This window comes from Nocardia amikacinitolerans (assembly GCF_900215415.1).
Taxonomy (GTDB): domain Bacteria; phylum Actinomycetota; class Actinomycetes; order Mycobacteriales; family Mycobacteriaceae; genus Nocardia; species Nocardia amikacinitolerans.
In genome coordinates this window covers 389,488-406,327 of record NZ_OBEG01000006.1, presented here as the reverse complement: position 1 = coordinate 406,327, position 16,840 = coordinate 389,488, and the positions used below count along the sequence as shown (strand labels likewise).

Sequence of the window (16,840 nt, the reverse complement as noted above, 5' to 3'; positions counted from 1 at the left end):
CTCGTCGTGCGCGGCCCGACTACCAACGACGCGGCGTCGTATGTCACGATATCGACCAGTAGCCCAAGAGTGTGTACCGGAAGTTCGGTACCCGAACCACCTGAGGAGCGATCGTGGCCGCCACGGACATCGAACCCGCCAACAACGAGCGCGCCGTCGTCACTCACGTGGACACCGCCGAGGTTCCCTCCGCGGAGTGGGGCTGGAGCGGTGAGTCGCGCCGCACCTTCCGCATCGCGGGCTGGTTCGTCGCTTTCGCCCTGCTGGCCATGATCATCGGCAACCACAAGGGGCTGATCGAGGACATCTACCTCGTCGGCTTCGCCGCGCTGATCGTGGTCATCCTGGTGCGCGACTCGATCCTGCGGCGCAAGCCCAGGTAGCCCTGATACTTTCGCGGCCGCGCCGCTCGGTGCACACCGGGAGCGCGGCCGTTGTCCTGCCTGCCGAGCGGTCGTCGCTTGTCGACGTGGAAGAGCGCCGCGGGTGACAGTGGGTGATGCCGCGATCGCGGAGATCCGCGCGCGCCTGCGGGACGAGATCCTGCCGCGCGTCCACGAGGCGGACTAGCGCGAATCAGCGACCGCGCCGCTTGCTCGGCTTCTTCGCGCCGGAGGAGCGCGCACCGCGAGCCGGAGTAGCGCTCTTCCCTGCTGCGGACTTCTTCTGTGCCACAGGCTTTTTCGTCGCCGTCTTCGGTTGCCGCGCGGTGCTGGTCGACGGCGAGCGCGAGCTGCGTTCGGAGCGGCCGCGCACCACACCGACGAATTCCTCTACCAGTTCGGTGGTCTCGGCCGTGGGCCAGGCCAGGGCGATCTCGGTGTCGGGATGATCGGTGACGGTGCGGTAGACCAGGTCGCGGCGGGCGTGCAGGCGCGCGATGGAATGCGGGACGATGGCGAGTCCGACTCCGGCGGCGACCATTTCGAAGGTGACCGCCGCCGCGTCGATGTCCGAGGCGTCCTGCATGCGCTCGTCGGCCAGCTCCGCGGCGGTGACCTCAGTGAAGAGCGAGATCGGATGTTCCTTGGGCACCACGACGACCGGCACCTCCCGGTACAGCGGAATCGCGCTGAGCCCTTCGCGGTCGATGGGCAGGCGCACGAAGCACATGTCGACCCGGCCGTCCCGCAGGGCGGTCAGCTGGTCGGCGGCGGCGAGCGGAATCGTCCGCAAGGGGACCTCGGGAAACCGCTCGGCCCAGATCCGCTCCCACTTCGACACCGTGACGCCGGGCACGAAACCCACCCGCAGCTCGGCCGTGACCTCGGGCTCCGGCTCGGCCACTTCCCTGCGCGCGATGACCGCGCGGGCGGCGGCGAGCAGCTCGCGTCCCTCGTCGGTGAGCTGCGTCGGCTGGGCGCCGGGGACGAAAAGCTTCGTGCCGAGTTCGGTCTCCAGGTCGATGACCGCCCGGCTGAGCCGCTGACGCGCGATGCCGAGACTCTTCGCCGCCCGCGCGAAATGCAGCTCTTCGGCCACCGCGACGAACCAGCGCAACCGCTCGACGTCGATCGACTCCACCTGACTCATTCGGTAAAGGGTATTGCACGACATACACGCGCCAGGACGGTCGCCGCGACGACAGGGGCACTCCGGCCGTCGACTAGGCTGTCCCGGTGAGCCCGGACAAGAACCCGCAGATGATGAAGCCGCTGACCGCGGCGGACAAGCTCGGCATCTACCTCCCCGCCGCGCCGGAGGACTTCCGGAACTCGCCGATCTCCCGCGCCGACCTCGACCGGCTGCGCACCGATCCCCCTGCCTGGCTCACCGAACTGCGCCGCACCGGCCCCTTCCCCCGCGACATCACCGCCCGCAAGCTCGGCATCTCCAACAGCGGCCTGGCCCGCTCCGGCGTCTCCGACGCCCTCACCGCCGACGAGATCACCGCCCTCCTCGCCGACCCCCCGGAATGGCTGACCCGCGAACGCGAGAACTACCAGGCCGTCCTCCGCGAGAACGAGCGCGTCAAGGCAAAAGAAGCCGAACGCCGCGCAACCACCAACCGCCCGGCCAAGAACCGCTTCGGATAGGGGCGATCAGTCCAAGCCGAGATCCAGCTGATTCCAGCTGATTGTGACGTCGAGCGGATCGGCGGCATCGACCGCCAGCGTGTCGCCCCTGGCCCGCAGCGACACTCACCGCCGACGGCACCTACGTCGGAATTCCGTCCCGGCCCGCGGACGACCGCAGCGGAAGGTGCAGTCTGCCTCAGAGCGGGGCGTTGCGGACCTTCGTCGCCAGTTCGTCGTCCCGGCGCGTGGGGCCGTGGAAGGTCAGTACCCAGCGGTCGCGTGACGGGTCGGAGAAGGTCGACAGGATGAGCGCGGACTCGCCGTAGTTGTCGTTGTAGAGGAAGCGTTCGTCGGTCCTGGTGCCTTCCGTGCTGGAACCTTCGGACCTCGCCCGCGACTTGAACGTGCTGACCGCCCGCCGCGCAGCCTCCGCGCTCGGGAAGGCGTAGAAGCGATACGCGAGCTTGGCGCCGCCCTCCAGCAGACATTCCCAGCGGGCCTGCCAGTGGTCGAAGGCGGATTGATCGCCCTTTTCGGCCTGCCAGTCCTTCCATTCGGATGCCGGGCGGCAGGATGCGCCGTTGTAGCCCCTACCGGTGTCGCGGTTGCCGCTCGGCAGCATCCCGGGAAACGCCGCCGACATCGCCGACAGATCCTTGTGTCCTTTGGAGCGTCCGGTCAGCTGCGACACCCAGGTCGAATCGTCGGTGAACACGAAGGTCCCGCACCCGGCGAGCAGCACGAAGACGAGGCCGAGAATCACCGCGAGCACCTTCGCGCCGGAGCCGCCCCGCCGCGGCGCGACGGGCGGACGATACCCCGGTGGTACGGCGCCGTAACCGGGCGGATAGCCCTGCGGCACACCGGCGTTCGCATAGTGCGGCGTGGGTTGGGCGTAGCGCGGCGGATGCGCCACCGGCATCGGGTTCGGCGCCGAGCCCTGCGGACCCGGGTGCGGCCTCGGCTGCGCCACGGCGTGCGGCGCGCTGACCGGTCCCCGCAACGCCTGCTGCACGGCCGCGGCGAACTCCGCGCAGGAGTCGAACCGATCCGCGGGCCGTTTGGCGAGCGCGCGATCGAGCACCGCGTCCACTGCGGGCGGCAGACCGGGACGCACCGAACTCAGCGGCGGAGGCGGCTGCTTCAGGTGCCCCTGGATCACCGCGACGGCCTGCGGCGAGTCGAACGGCACGGTGCCGGACAACAACCAGTACAGCGTGCAGGCCAGCGAGTACTGGTCGGTCCGGTGATCGAGCGGCGCGCCCGTCAGCTGTTCCGGCGCGGCATACGCGAGCGTCGCGGTGAAGGTGCCGGTCTGGGTGAGCTGCCTGGTGTCCTCGCGCGGGCGGGCGATGCCGAAATCGGTGAGCAGCACCCGCTCCTGTCCGGCCGAGCGGGAGAGCAGGATGTTCGCGGGTTTCACGTCGCGGTGCAGCACGCCCATGCGGTGCGCGTAGTCCAGCGCCAGCGCGGTCTCGCCGACGATCTGGGCGGCGCGCTGCGGCGGCAGGGTGCTCGGCTCCACCGAGGACGCGTCGACGCCGTCGATGAACTGCATGGAGATCCACAGCTGCTCGTTCTCGATGCCGCGGTCGTAGACGGTCACGATGTTGGGATGGTCCAGCTGCGCGACCAGATCGGCCTCGCGCTCGAACCGCGCGCGAATCTCCGCGTCGGAGAACAGCTCCCGATTCAGCAGCTTGAGCGCGGTACGGCGGGGCAGCCGCGGGTGCGCGGCCAGATACACCGCGCCCATGCCACCCTGCCCAAGCAGTCGTTCGATGGCATATCCGGCGAATACGTCACCTGGCTGCAGCAACGGCCCCCCTCGGGATTCAGTTCTCGGCGGCCAGCTGCCCGCAGGCGGCGGCGATCTCCTGGCCGCGGGTGTCACGGACGGTGCATGGCACGCCCTGGGCATTGACCCTTCGGACGAATTCCTGCTCGACCGGTTTCGGGCTGGCGTCCCACTTGCTGCCCGGGGTCGGGTTGAGCGGGATGACGTTGACGTGCACGCGCGAGCCGAGCGCCTTGTGCAGTTTGGCGCCGAGCATGTCGGCGCGCCACGGCTGATCGTTGATGTCGCGGATGAGCGCGTACTCGACCGAGACGCGACGGCCGGTCGTGTCGGCGTAGTAGCGCGCCGCGTCCAGCACCTCGGCCACCGGCCAGCGGTTGTTCACCGGCACCAGGGTGTCGCGCAGTTCGTCGTCGGGGGTGTGCAGCGAGACGGCCAGTGTCACCGAGAGACCTTCGTCGGCAAGCTTACGGATGGCGGGCGCCAAGCCGACGGTCGAGACCACGACGTTGCGCTGCGAGATGCCGAGGCCGTCCGGCGCGGGCGAGGTGATGCGGCGCACCGCGGCGACCACCCGCTTGTAGTTGGCCAGCGGCTCGCCCATGCCCATGAAGACGATGTTCGACAGCCTGCCCTCGCCGCCCGCCACCTCGCCGTCGCGCAGGGCGGCCGCGGCGGCGCGCACCTGGTCGACGATCTCGGCGGTGGACAGGTTGCGGTTCAGCCCGCCCTGCCCGGTCGCGCAGAACGGGCAGGCCATGCCGCAACCCGCCTGGCTGGAGATGCACAGGGTGTTGCGGTCGGCGTAGCGCATGAGCACGCTCTCCAGCAGGGTGCCGTCACCGGCCCGCCACAGCGTCTTGCGGGTCTGGCCGTCGTCACAGGCGACGTGCTTGACCACCGAGAGCAGCGGCGGGAACAGCGCCGAGCCGATCTTCTCCCGCACCGCGGCGGGCAGATCGGTCATCAGCTCGGGATCGGCCTGCAACCGCCCGAAGTACTGCCGCGCGATCTGGTCGGCGCGGAACTTGGGCAAGCCCAGCTCCTCGACCGCCGCGCGCCGCCCCTCGGCATCGAGATCGGCGAGATGGCGCGGCGGCATGCCGCGGCGCGGAGCGTCGAAAACCAAGGGCAGGGAGGCGGTCATAGTTCGTCCAGTCTCTCATCCGCCCCACGCGCTCGAATGCTCAGGCCGAAACAGTGCGCGACGACACAACCGGTCGAGCATTCCTGGGTGCTGTTCGGACCTTCGGACCGGAACGGCGCGCTCGGCAGCCGGAGTTTCCCGACTCCGAGGGTTCAGTGCTTGGCCGCCCGCCGCAACTGCAAGATGCGCATGCCGCCGACCAGTGCCATCACCAGCGCTCCGCTGATCACCGAGAGCAGGACGGCGACACCGAGGGGAAGGTGGAAGTTCCAGAAGAACATGCTGACTTCGACGGTCTGCAGATTCTGCAGGATGAAGATGAGCAGCAGGATCATGATCAGCGTGCCCACCACGAGACCCACCCAGGCGTAGCCGGTGCGCGAGGAGATCGAGGGTTTGGCGCCCGTCATGGGTGGCCTGGTCGCGGGCGGCGCGGGAGGCGGCGTGGTCGGTGGGACGGTCGGCTTGTCGCGCCGGCTCGCCTCTGGCTCGTGCTCGGCATTCGTGGACATGCCTCGATCATGGACGATCGCCATCGCGGTCGCCGGGATTTGGCGGCATGTCGCCAAAGGGACCGGTCAGAGCAGCGTGCTCAGCACCAGCCAGGAGACGAACGCGGACGGCAGCATCGAGTCGAGCCGGTCCATGATGCCGCCGTGCCCGGGCAGCAGCGTGCCCATGTCCTTGATGCCGAGTTCCCGCTTGATCTGCGATTCGATCAGATCACCGACGGTCGCGACGAGCACCAGCCCGACACCGAGCACCACGCCGATCATCGAATTGGCGTCCAGCAGCAGGGTGACCGTCAGCAGACCGCCGATCACGCTGAACACCAGCGAGCCGCCGAAACCCTCCCAGGATTTCTTCGGGCTTATCGACGGCACCATCGGATGCTTGCCGAACAGCACGCCCGCCACATAGCCGCCCACGTCGGAGCAGACCACCAGGATCATGAAGGTGAGCACCCGCAGGTTGCCGTCGGGCTCGAGCAGCAGCAGCGTCGCGAAGGACGCGAGCAGCGGGACCCAGGCGAGGGTGAAGACCGCGATCGCCGTGTCGCGCAGGAAGTTCCGCGGCGCGGTCCGCAGACCGTGGTCGAACAGTCGCCACACCATGCAGGTCAGCGCGGTGGCCGCGAACGCGCCCGCGACACCGCTCGCGCCCCACGGCCAGCCGAGCCAGAACACCGCCTGCCCGCCGACGATCAGCGGAATCCGCGGGACGAGTACATCGGCCTCGCGCAGCCGCTTGGCCACCTCCCAGGTGGCCACGCCGACGCCGGCCGCCGCGACCGGGATGAACACCAGCGGCGCGAACAGCAGGATCGCGATGAGCGAGAGGCCGAGCCCGAAGCCGACCGCGAGCGCGGCGGGCAGGTTGCGGCCCGCTCGCGACGTCGTGGCAGCGGGCGCCGGGACGACCGGCTCGGGGGGAACGGAATGCTCGTGGAACGGTCCGGCCGTGAAGTCACCCGCATGGCCCGGGGTCTCTGCGGAGGTGCCGCTCCCCGGCATCGGCTCCTCGGCCGCACCCGTTGCGGCGGCATTGTCGGCCACGATTGTCCCGTCGCTCACTCGTTGTTCCTCGTCCCCCGCCCGTGCGGGCCCTCGGATCTGCCCTCAGACCTCGAGAAGTTCGGCTTCCTTGTGCTTGACCAGCTCGTCGATGCTGTGCACATATTTGGCGGTGGTCTTGTCGAGCTCCTTCTCGGCGCGCCCGACCTCGTCCTCACCCGCCTCGCCATCCTTCTGGATGCGCGAGAGTTCGTCCATGGCCTTGCGGCGCACGTTGCGAATCGCGACCTTGGCGTCCTCGCCCTTGCTCTTGGCCTGCTTGACCAGCTCGCGGCGGCGTTCCTCGGTGAGCTGCGGGATCGAGATTCGCAGGATGTCACCGTTGTTGGTGGGGTTGACACCGAGATCCGAGTTGCGGATCGCGGTCTCGATCGCACCTAGCTGCCCGGCCTCGTAGGGCTTGATCACCACCATCCGCGGCTCGGGCACCGTGATGCTGGACATCTGGGTGACCGGGGTGGGCGATCCGTAGTAGTCCACGACGACTCGGGAGAACATGCCCGGATTCGCGCGTCCCGTCCGGATGGTCCCGAGATCGTCCTTCGCCACCGAGACGGCCTTCTCCATCTTCTCCTCGGCGTCGAAGAGCGCTTCTTCAATCACGACCGTTTCCTCCACAGCGTCGTCATCGTCATGATCCGCGGTTCGCGGGTGTCAGGACCGAACCAATGTGCCGATCTTCTCACCGGCGACCGCTCGGGCGATATTGCCCTTCGTCAACAGATTGAACACCAGGATGGGCATCTGGTTGTCCATACACAGGCTGAAGGCCGTGGCGTCCGCGACCTTCAGGTCGCGCTCGATGACCTCTTTGTGCGTGATTTCGGTGTACATCGTCGCGGTCTCGTCGACCCGCGGATCCGCGGTGAAGACGCCGTCGACCGCCTTGGCCATCAGCACCACGTCGGCGCCGATCTCCAGGGCCCGCTGGGCCGCGGTGGTGTCGGTGGAGAAGTACGGCATGCCCATGCCCGCGCCGAAGATGACGACTCGGCCCTTCTCCAGGTGGCGCTTGGCGCGCAGCGGCAGGTACGGCTCCGCGACCTGGCCCATCGTGATCGCGGTCTGCACCCGGGTGTCGATCCCCTGCTTCTGCAGAAAGTCTTGCAGCGCAAGGCTGTTCATCACGGTGCCGAGCATGCCCATGTAGTCCGAGCGGGCCCGCTCCATGCCACGCTCTTCGAGCTCGGCGCCGCGGAAGAAGTTGCCGCCGCCGATGACAACGGCCACCTGCACGCCGGTCGCGACGACCTCGGCGATCTGCTCGGCGACGGTCTGTACGACGTCCGGGTCGAGGCCGACCTTGCCGCCGCCGAACATCTCGCCGCCCAGTTTGAGAAGCACCCGGCGATATCCTGGGCGTTCGGTCCCCGGGTCCGTCATCGGTGCTCTTCTCCTTCGGCGATGGTGGTGTCCTCAGCATGCTGAGACATCAGGGGTAAAGCGGATAGGTTTGCGATCCCGCAACACAAGGCGGTCACTATCCTGCCCTACTCGGTTTCGGCGACCGCAGAAGACCCCCTCCGACACCGCGCGGGCGCCAAGAATCGGGCCGGTCGCTGCCGCCGCGTCGCGGCCGGACGCGGACAGCAGAAGGCCCCTCCCCCGTCGCTGGACGGAGGAGGGGCCTTCGCAGGCTGTCAGGCCTGGCCGACCTCGAACCGCGCGAAGCGGCTAACAGTGACACCGGCCTCGTCCAGCAGGGCCTTGACGGTCTTCTTCGAGTCGGTGACCGACGCCTGCTCGAGCAGGACGACGTCCTTGAAGAAGCCGTTGACGCGGCCCTCGGTGATCTTCGGCAGCGCGGCCTCGGGCTTGCCCTCCTCGCGAGCGGTCTGCTCGGCGATGCGGCGCTCGTTCTCCACGACCTCGGCCGGAACCTCGTCGCGGGTCACGTACTTGGCCTTCAGCGCGGCGATCTGCATGGCGGCGGCGCGAGCGGCCTCGGCCGCGGCCTCGCCCTCACCCTGGTACTCGACCAGCACGCCGACGGCGGGCGGCAGGTCCGAGGAGCGCTTGTGCAGGTAGGTCGCGACAGGGCCCTCGAAGGACACGGCGCGGCGCAGCTCCAGCTTCTCGCCGATCTTCGCGGCGAGTTCCTGCACGGCCTGGTCGGCAGTCTTGCCGCCCAAGTCGACGGCCTTGAGCGCGTCCAGGTCGGCGGGGCGAGCCTTGGCGGCCGCCGCGACGATCTGGTTGGCCAGACCCTGGAACTCGTCGTTCTTGGCGACGAAGTCGGTCTCGGAGTTGATCTCGATCAGCACGCCGTCCTGCGCGGCGACCAGGCCCTCGGCGGTGGCGCGCTCAGCGCGCTTGCCGACGTCCTTGGCACCCTTGATGCGCAGGACCTCGACGGCCTTCTCGAAGTCACCGTCGGTCTCTTCGAGGGCCTTCTTGCAGTCCATCATCCCGGAGCCGGTCAGCTCCCGGAGCCGCTTCACATCGGCAGCGGTGTAGTTCGCCATCGGTGGCGAGCCTCCTTTGGAGAAGTTCAGTTACTGGGCAGCGGTGATCACCATGGCATTCCTCGGTGATCACCGCTGGAACAGCGGGTTACGAGCCTCAGGCCTCGGCCGGGGTCTCGGCGGACGCGTCGGCGCCCGGCGCGGCCTGCGCGAGCAGTTCCTGCTCCCACTCGGCGAGCGGCTCGCCCGCGCCCGCTTCCGGCTTGTCGTCGCCGGAGGCCAGACCGGCCCGCGCCTGCACGCCCTCGGCCACCGCGGAGGCGACGACCTTGGTCAGCAGCGCGGCGGAACGGATCGCGTCGTCGTTGCCCGGGATCGGGTAATCGACCAGGTCGGGGTCGCAGTTGGTGTCCAGGATCGCGATGACCGGGATGTTCAGCTTGCGCGCCTCGCCGACGGCGATGTGCTCCTTGTTGGTGTCGACGACCCAGATGGCCGAGGGCACCTTCTGCATGTCGCGGATACCGCCGAGGGTCCGCTCCAGCTTGTTCATCTCACGCGTGAGCATGAGGATTTCCTTCTTGGTGCGACCCTCGAAGCCACCGGTCTGCTCCATGGCCTCGAGCTCCTTGAGGCGCTGCAGGCGCTTGTGCACGGTGGAGAAGTTGGTGAGCATGCCGCCCAGCCAACGCTGGTTCACGTAGGGCATCCCGACGCGAGTCGCCTCGGCCGCGATCGACTCCTGGGCCTGCTTCTTGGTGCCGACGAAGAGAACGGTGCCACCGTGGGCGACGGTCTCCTTGACGAACTCGTAGGCCTTGTCGATGTAGGTCAGCGTCTGCTGCAGGTCGATGATGTAGATGCCGTTGCGGTCGGTGAAGATGAACCGCTTCATCTTCGGGTTCCAGCGCCGGGTCTGGTGTCCGAAGTGCGCGCCGCTGTCGAGCAGCTGCTTCATGGTTACGACAGCCATAGCTCCCGTATCTCTCTTTCGTTGCCGGTTGACGCAGTGGGTCGGCGACCCGCTGCCCTGGCGCCTCCGAATCGTCGGACCCGGTCGGTTTCACCGATCGGGACCAGCCGGCGATTCCCTGTTCCCAACTGGCACTGCCGCGAACGAGCACTCTCGGAATTCGGGAGCTGAGGTTCGAACGGCGCCGTTACGAACAAGCACGGGTGGCGCGCGAAGTCGGTCCGTGCCGGGCACAGACCGCTCGATCAGTCTACGACCAGGTTCGTCCCTGACCTAAATCGCCTGGTCGCGAGGCTGTTACCAGGAGAAACGGGCGGTTTCCACAGGTAGGGAAGTTGTCCACACTCGCCGAATCGGGGATGTCGCGCCGGCTCCGGCCGAGCGAGGGTCGAACGCATGTACCGACTTTCCCTCTCGATCACCGTGATCCTGCCGTTGATGTTCGTGCTCGCGCTGGCCGTTGGACAGCCCGCTGCCGCGAATGCTCGACCGCCGTCGAGCGCCGAGGGCGGGTGCCGGAGCGCCGGGTGCCTGGCGAATCCGCTGCGGAACGCGGAGATGGCCTCCGGAACGTGCTCTGTATCGACGTGTTTGGCGACCGCGACGGATATCTTGCCGGGGCATGCGCCGAATTCGGGGCCGCCCGACGGCTCCGCGCTGGTTTGCGCGGTGTTGGTGTGCGCGCTGAACCCGGCGCGAACAGCGCCGCCGCGCGTGCCGAACGCGACGCCCGATTCGGCCTGCTCGAGTTCGGTTTGCCTGCCGCCGCGGGCTCGGAATCTGCCGTTTCTCCGGCTAGCACCACTTCCGCTGCGCATGACAGGTGTGCGACCGTCCGCTGCCGAGGAGGCGTGTGTCGGGTCGGTCTGCGTTTCGATCCGAGTGCAGGGGTTGCCGCTGCCGCCCGCGCCGTACTCATCTCGCACGGCGACGGGCTCGGCTGAGGCCCGCACGGCGACAGGCTCGGCCTCATCTCGCACGGCGACAGGCTCGGCTGAGAACCGCAGCGATTCGGTTCCCTCGGCGCTGTGGCGGTGAAGGTGCCGTTTTGCGGGTCACCCCTGCGGCGCCGAGCCGCTGGAACGGATTTGGAGATACCGACGGCCTACACGGTCGAGGCTCGATGGTCACCGCTGGTCTCGCTCGCGGGCGCCCCGCAGAACTCGGCGGATATTTCGGATGGCCGCGAGCGGCACTGCTCCCGAAGGACTGCAGGCGAACCGAGCACCGTGCGCGGCGCGGCACTGCTGTCACGTCGGTACTGCGGCGGATTCGCGCGGCTGCATGTTCGGCAACCAATGCCCCGCTACCGCACCGGGCGTGGGCATGCCCCGCCGCACCGTGCGCCCCGGTGGTCGGCTCTCGTGGCACTAGCCGTTCTTCTCGCGGCCTGCGAAGCGGCAACGGCTACGGCCGCACCCGGCGGGGAGTTCGGCTGGCCGCTGCGGCCGCGACCCACCGTGGAGCGGCGGTTCGACCGACCCGCCCAGGACTGGCTGCCCGGCCATCGGGGTGTCGATCTGGCAGGGACGCCCGGCCAGACAGTGGTCGCAGCGGGAGCGGGCATCGTCGTCTCCGCCGGGGAAGTAGCGGGCAAACCGGTCGTGTCGCTCGACCACCCCGGCGGGCTGCGCACAACCTACGAGCCCGTTCGAGCACGGGTCTCGGTCGGAGCGCGGGTGTCACGTGGCACGCCGATCGGAACCCTCGAGGAAGGCCACGCGGACTGCGCGGCCCCCGCCTGCCTGCACTGGGGCCTGCGCCGCGAAGCGGGACGACGCGGCCGCCCGGAATACCTCGACCCGCTCGGCCTGCTGCACTTCGCGCCGCTGCGCCTCGAGCCGGTCGAACCGGGGTGGGATACGGCCGGCCGGAAGCGCGCCGCGTTGATGCCCGGTCGAACCGGGGTGGGATTCGGCCGGCCGGAAGCGCGCCGCGTTGATGCCGTCGGCGACCCCGCGCGTACCGCCTCTGGCCTCCAGCCCGTCGTGGGGCTACGAGGCGGCGGTGTACGCACAGTACTGAGACTGAGTCTCGGAGCGATAGCACTGGCAAAGGGCACGGAGCCACAGCGCGAGCACGGGCACAGCGGGAACGGACACCAAGCCACAGCGCGGGACGGCACGTGAACTGGCGCGGGCACAAAGCCACAGCACGGGCAGGGCACAGTGCGGGTCCGCGCGGCGCGGGCGCGAGGCACGGGCACCGGGCACAGGCACGGGCACGGGCACGGGCAGGGGCAGGGGCAGGGGCATCAAGCCACGCCGGCGCGGGCACCAAGCCACAGCACGGGCACGGCAAAGGGCGCAGCGCGGGTCTGCACGGGCACGGCAAAGGGCACGGCGCGGGTCTGCACGGGCACGGGCACCTAACCCACACCGCGGGCAAAGGCACTGCGCTGGCGCGGCACCGCACGGAACGGCACACGAGCAGGAGCACCAAGCCGCAGCACGGGCGCGGGCATTTGACCGCAGCGCGGGCAAAGGACAGCGCGAGCGCGGCGCCGCGTGGCACACGAGCAGGAGCACCAAGCCACGGCACGAGCACGAGAACCAAGCCACAGCGCGGGCATGGGCACAGCGGGCACAGCGGGCACAGCGGGCACAGACGCCAAGCCACAGCGCGGGACGCGAACTGCCGCGGGCACCAAGCCGTAGCACGGGCACGGCAAGGGCACAGCGCGGGTCCGCACGGCACGGGCACAGCGCGGGCGCGGCGTCGCATGGCACACGGGCAGGAGCACCAGCTTCGGTACGACCACGGGCACGGGCACGGGCACGGGCACCATGCCACAGCGCGGGCACGGCGCGGGCAGGGGCATCAAGCCATACCGAGGCGGGCACGAAGCCACAGCGCTGGCACGGCGCCCGGCAGGGTTACCAAGCCACGGTGCCGGGCGCGGGCACGGCATTGCGATGCACGGCACGGCACGGCACGGCACGGGCGCAGGCCGCAGCACGAGCAGGTGCTGGCCAGGGCGTCGAGCGGCGGTGAGGGAGCGCACCCCGCGCGTCGCTTCCTTACCGTCGGGATGCGGACCATGATCGAGGGATGGAGAACGAGCTCGGCGGTCCCTGGTTCACCTATCGGGAGATCGGCGCCACCCGGGGCGACCTTCCCGAGGGCTACCACCGCTTCCGGTTGCGGCGGCGACTCGGCACCGGCCGGGAGCTGTTCGAGCGGGCGGGGGCGGAGATCCTCGCCTATCGAATGCAGAAGGGCGTCGGCATCTTCGGGCACGCGAGCACACCGACGGCCGAACCCGGCACGGCGCTCACCGTGCGACTCGGAATCGGTCCGATCGCCCTCGTGGCGCCCTGCCGCGTGGTGTACGTGCTCGACGACGAGAACCGGCGCGGTTTCGCCTACGGCACGCTCCCCGGCCACCCCGAGATCGGCGAGGAGCTGTTCGCGGTGGAGTACGACCCCACCGACGATTCGGTCCACGGCCTGATCACGGCCTTCTCCCGCCCAGCATCCTGGTACACCAGACTCGGCGGCCCAGCCGCCCGCCTCATGCAGCGCGTCATGGCGGGCCGCTACCTCGCCACCCTCCCGAAGAGGCCCTAGGTCGCCGCGGACTCCCGCCTACCCAGGCGCGGGTGAATACCGCACGCGGCGGGCGGAAACGACCGCGATCGTCGCGGCGATCAGGTCGACCGCGGCGGCGGGATCGCGCGACGCTCCCACCGCCGAGGCGCTTTCACACCGCGGCCGAGAGGGCGAGGGCCAGTTGGGCGAGTCCTGCGCGGATGCGGGATTTGACGGCGGGCAGGCCGACGCCCAAGTGCTCGGCGACCTGGGGGTAGGTGAGGTCGTGGTAGTAGGCGAGGAGGACCGATTCGCGTTGCAGGGGTGTCAGGGCGGCCAGTCCTGTTCGGACACAGCGGTATTCGTGGCGGCGCAGCACCTCTTCGGCGACGTGGTCGGCCGGTGGTCCGTAATCGCCTGCGGCCCAGGCTTGGTCGCGGTCGGACGCGGCGCGTTCGCGGCGGACGCGGTCCACAGCCTTCCGGTGCGCGAGCGTCCGCAGCCAGGTGACCACCGAGCCGCGATGCTCGTCGAAACCCGCTGCGCTGCACCACACTTGAAGGTAGACGTCGTGACAGGTCTCCTCGGCGTAGTCGTGGTCGCGCACGATCGCGAGCACCCGGCGGAAGACGAGCGGATGGGTGCGGCGATAGAGCAGTGCGTAGGCGTCGCGATCGCCGACGCCGATCCGGCGCACCAGTTCGGCGTCGGTGCTGGATTCCGGAATTCGGTGGTGGGTGGACGTGCGAGAAGACAGAGCTGGCGAAACCATGATGCCCCCGATGGCAGCGGACGCTGACGAATGGACCACCCGTCGAAGACAGGGACGGTGGTGTCGACGGCGGATTCCGATCCGGGGGCATGGGTTTCGGAAGAACCGCCAACGGACAGACTACCGGCCGGGTCGAACCCCCGCCGCCGCTTCGGCCTCGGTTCGACAGCTCGACGCGGGCGAAAAGCCCACTCAGATCCGAAGTCCCAGCTCGATGATTCCACCCGCCACGGCGTGCACGCTCACCCGATGCCGCCGGGCGTGCGCCCGAATCAGCTCGTAGGCCGCCTGCGGTGTCGTGCTGCGCGCGTTGGCGATCACGCCTTTCGCCTGCTCCACCAGCACCCGTGAGTCCAGCGCGTGCTGGAGTTGCTCGGTGAGCCGCTGCTGGGCGCGCAACCGCTCGGCGGTGAGGATGTGCCCGGCGGCGATGCCCGCGAGCAGCGCCCCCACCGACAGTTCGGGTTCGGTCCACTCGCGCGGGTCGTAGGCGTACATGCCCAGCGCGCCCACCGTCGTCGTGCCGGATCGCATCGGGATCTCGGCGACGGCCCGGACACCGTGGCGGGCGGCGACGCTCGTGTACTCGGGCCACGAGGAATGGCGCTCGCGGACGTCGGCGACGGCGACCGGTTCGCCGTGCCGCAGCGCGTCCAGCGCGGGCCCGCGTGCGCTGCTGCGCTGGCTGAGCGCGACGTCCGCCAGTGCGGCGGGCGTCGCGGTGACGACGCCGGAGGACCCGTCGGCGACGAGCAACACCGCGCAGCCCGCCAGATCGAGCGCGTCGGTGGCGCTGTCGATCAGACGGTGCAGCGGTTCGGTGAGATCGCCCGGCTCCGGCAGCAGCCCGACGAGGCCGGACAAGGCCGTGACCAGCAGCTCGCTGTCAGACATACCGAACCACCCCTGTACCGGCGAACCCCGCGCGTCCGCCTCGGAGATACCGCACCGCATCTGCCAACTCTCCATGGTATGGACCTTCGGCGACACGCCGAAACAGTCGGCCGCCATGGCGATTCGACGCGTGATGCCGAAGCTCGGTCGACACGAACGCTATTCGGGTGCAAACATGAAAGATGAGGCTCCACTTCCGCTCGACTCATTGCGATCACTCAGGGAGATCCCCATGGGAGCGCACGCGCCGCTGCTGGACGTGCTTGTGCGGTCGGTCGGCACACTGACGAGCGATTTCGATGTCGTGGAGCTATCGCAGCAACTTGTCGACGCGTGTACCGAACTGACGGGCGCCGCCGAGGCCGGTTTGTTCCTCGGCGACCATCGGGGCGAGCTGCGGGTGCTCGCAGCCACCGACGAGCGAGCGCGGTGGCTCGTCGAAACGGTCGACGGACCAACCGGGCAGGCCTACCGCACCAGCAGCCCGGCCATCGTGGACGACCTCGCCGCCGCGACCCTGGTCTGGCCCGAATTCGCCAGGCACGCACTGGAACACGGCTACCGTTCGACCTACGCCCTGCCGCTGCGGCTGCGCACCGACAACATCGGCGCCCTGACCATCTTCGGCGCGGCCCCCGGAGCGCTGGACCGGGCCGCCGTGCGGTCGGGACAGATCCTCGCCGACCTCGCGGCCATCGGCATCGCGCAGCACGTGCTGCGACCGAGGGTCGAGCCGATGCAGGCCAGACTGCCGGTGGCGTTACAGGATCGGGTGGTCATCGAGCAGGCCAAGGGGGTGCTCGCCGAACGCGGCGACCTCGATATGACCGAGGCGTTCGACCGCCTGCGCGCGCACGCGCGACGGTGCGGGCTGCGGATGGCCGAACTGGCGGGCGCCATCGTGGTGGGCCGCGTCGACGCGGCGGTCGTGCTTGCCACACCGGCCGAGCGGTAGCGGTTCAACGCGCTTCCCTGTCGAAACGGATGCGCCGCCGCAGCACTCGCTCGGCCGCCTCCGCAAGCGAAATACCTTGGCGCACAGCATAACTCCGCATCGTGGCGTAAGCGTCCGCTGGGCCGACGCCGCGCTGGGCGATCATCATGCCCGCTGCCTGGTGGATCGACGCGCTCGTCAGCGGCCCGCGCAGCCACTCCCCCGCGTGCTCGGCGGAGCCGGGCCTGGCCGAGACAAGGTGGGCGGTGATGATGTCGGCGACGTGCAGTCCGGCCGCCATCATCGACCCGTTCGGGTGCCCCGGGCTGGTCCGATACAGGTCGAGCGCGCCGAATCGCACCGCACCCAAGCGCAGAGGCATGGCGGTCATCGCGCCGGAAACCGGTTCGCGGGCCAGCGCGGCGGCGAAGTCCGGCCAGTGCCCGCAGTTCGCGGCCAGATCGACGACCGAGACCGGCACGCCGGTGGCCACCGCGTCGACCGCGGGCCCCTCGCCGACCGTCGCCTGCACCGTCTCGACCCGAGCCGCGACCTCGTCGCTGCTGCACCAGGGCTGCACGCCCACATCGCGTTCATCGATCGTGATGGCGGCCCGCTGCACCGGAAGTACCTGCACGGCAGCGTGGCACGCGGCCGAGATGTCGCCCCCGCCTCGGCGCAGCGCCGAGAGGAATGTCTCGGTGAGTAACTCGAACTCCGCCACGCCCATCCTATGAACCGCCTGGAATCGACCGGCAGCAGCCAGAATAGCGAACTTCGCTTGCGGGATGGCG

Annotated in this window: 17 protein-coding genes; 5 read left to right on the top strand and 12 right to left on the bottom strand. The window is 69.5% G+C overall.

Annotated elements, in window-relative coordinates; genetic code table 11:
* Window positions 1-113 precede the first annotated feature (113 nt).
* Complete coding sequence (locus CRP45_RS26445) at window positions 114-383, top strand: DUF2631 domain-containing protein (RefSeq protein WP_067782234.1); 270 nt, start codon at window positions 114-116, stop codon at window positions 381-383.
* A gap of 193 nt (window positions 384-576) precedes the next feature.
* On the opposite strand, the gene CRP45_RS26440 is transcribed toward CRP45_RS26445, so the two are convergent.
* Window positions 577-1,533: a LysR family transcriptional regulator gene (locus CRP45_RS26440; protein ID WP_097247456.1), complete on the bottom strand. Its 957-nt coding sequence runs from the start codon at window positions 1,531-1,533 to the stop codon at window positions 577-579.
* A gap of 86 nt (window positions 1,534-1,619) precedes the next feature.
* On the opposite strand from CRP45_RS26440, the gene CRP45_RS26435 reads away from it, so the two are divergent.
* On the top strand, window positions 1,620-2,036 hold the full coding sequence (locus CRP45_RS26435) for a DUF5997 family protein (protein ID WP_097247455.1): 417 nt from the start codon (window positions 1,620-1,622) through the stop codon (window positions 2,034-2,036).
* Window positions 2,037-2,214: 178 nt separating this feature from the next.
* On the opposite strand, the gene CRP45_RS26430 is transcribed toward CRP45_RS26435, so the two are convergent.
* The 8 genes from CRP45_RS26430 to rpsB all read right to left on the bottom strand — a co-directional run bounded on the left by CRP45_RS26430 (window position 2,215) and on the right by rpsB (window position 9,915).
* Window positions 2,215-3,837, bottom strand: a complete 1,623-nt coding sequence (locus tag CRP45_RS26430; RefSeq protein ID WP_101750203.1) for a serine/threonine-protein kinase — start codon at window positions 3,835-3,837, stop codon at window positions 2,215-2,217.
* Between the two features lie 16 nt (window positions 3,838-3,853).
* Window positions 3,854-4,963 carry a dual-specificity RNA methyltransferase RlmN gene (gene rlmN / locus CRP45_RS26425; RefSeq protein WP_097247631.1) on the bottom strand — a complete coding sequence of 370 codons (1,110 nt, stop codon included), beginning with the start codon at window positions 4,961-4,963 and terminating at the stop codon, window positions 3,854-3,856.
* Window positions 4,964-5,115: 152 nt separating this feature from the next.
* A complete protein-coding gene (locus tag CRP45_RS26420) occupies window positions 5,116-5,475 on the bottom strand; it encodes a LapA family protein (protein WP_067782222.1) in 360 nt (119 codons plus the stop codon).
* Window positions 5,476-5,541: 66 nt separating this feature from the next.
* A complete protein-coding gene (locus tag CRP45_RS26415; protein ID WP_425436976.1) occupies window positions 5,542-6,477 on the bottom strand; it encodes a phosphatidate cytidylyltransferase in 936 nt (311 codons plus the stop codon).
* Window positions 6,478-6,582: 105 nt separating this feature from the next.
* Window positions 6,583-7,140, bottom strand: coding sequence for a ribosome recycling factor (gene frr / locus CRP45_RS26410; RefSeq protein ID WP_067782706.1), 558 nt, complete (start codon window positions 7,138-7,140; stop codon window positions 6,583-6,585).
* A 51-nt stretch (window positions 7,141-7,191) separates the two neighbouring features.
* Window positions 7,192-7,920: a UMP kinase gene (gene pyrH / locus CRP45_RS26405; RefSeq protein ID WP_097247453.1), complete on the bottom strand. Its 729-nt coding sequence runs from the start codon at window positions 7,918-7,920 to the stop codon at window positions 7,192-7,194.
* 257 nt (window positions 7,921-8,177) lie between these two features.
* Window positions 8,178-9,002: a translation elongation factor Ts gene (gene tsf, locus CRP45_RS26400; protein WP_067782208.1), complete on the bottom strand. Its 825-nt coding sequence runs from the start codon at window positions 9,000-9,002 to the stop codon at window positions 8,178-8,180.
* 97 nt (window positions 9,003-9,099) lie between these two features.
* On the bottom strand, window positions 9,100-9,915 hold the full coding sequence (gene rpsB / locus CRP45_RS26395; RefSeq protein WP_067782205.1) for a 30S ribosomal protein S2: 816 nt from the start codon (window positions 9,913-9,915) through the stop codon (window positions 9,100-9,102).
* 1,364 nt (window positions 9,916-11,279) lie between these two features.
* On the opposite strand from rpsB, the gene CRP45_RS35355 reads away from it, so the two are divergent.
* Together CRP45_RS35355 and CRP45_RS26385 are read left to right on the top strand one after the other, a co-directional pair.
* Window positions 11,280-12,044, top strand: coding sequence for a M23 family metallopeptidase (locus CRP45_RS35355; protein WP_245910456.1), 765 nt, complete (start codon window positions 11,280-11,282; stop codon window positions 12,042-12,044).
* A 922-nt stretch (window positions 12,045-12,966) separates the two neighbouring features.
* Window positions 12,967-13,485, top strand: a complete 519-nt coding sequence (locus CRP45_RS26385; protein ID WP_097247451.1) for a DUF1990 domain-containing protein — start codon at window positions 12,967-12,969, stop codon at window positions 13,483-13,485.
* Window positions 13,486-13,618: 133 nt separating this feature from the next.
* Here the strand turns inward: CRP45_RS26385 and CRP45_RS26380 are convergent, their stop codons facing one another.
* Together CRP45_RS26380 and CRP45_RS26375 are read right to left on the bottom strand one after the other, a co-directional pair.
* Window positions 13,619-14,218, bottom strand: coding sequence for a sigma-70 family RNA polymerase sigma factor (locus CRP45_RS26380; RefSeq protein WP_097247629.1), 600 nt, complete (start codon window positions 14,216-14,218; stop codon window positions 13,619-13,621).
* A gap of 192 nt (window positions 14,219-14,410) precedes the next feature.
* Window positions 14,411-15,112 (bottom strand): GAF and ANTAR domain-containing protein, encoded by a 702-nt coding sequence (locus CRP45_RS26375; protein ID WP_179831024.1) that lies wholly within the window; start codon window positions 15,110-15,112, stop codon window positions 14,411-14,413.
* A gap of 232 nt (window positions 15,113-15,344) precedes the next feature.
* Here CRP45_RS26375 and CRP45_RS26370 point away from each other — a divergent pair, with 232 nt between their 5' ends.
* On the top strand, window positions 15,345-16,067 hold the full coding sequence (locus CRP45_RS26370; protein ID WP_179831023.1) for a GAF and ANTAR domain-containing protein: 723 nt from the start codon (window positions 15,345-15,347) through the stop codon (window positions 16,065-16,067).
* A 4-nt stretch (window positions 16,068-16,071) separates the two neighbouring features.
* On the opposite strand, the gene CRP45_RS26360 is transcribed toward CRP45_RS26370, so the two are convergent.
* Entirely contained in the window at window positions 16,072-16,770 is a 699-nt protein-coding gene (locus tag CRP45_RS26360; protein ID WP_179831022.1) for a GAF and ANTAR domain-containing protein, read from the bottom strand.
* Window positions 16,771-16,840: the final 70 nt, after the last annotated feature.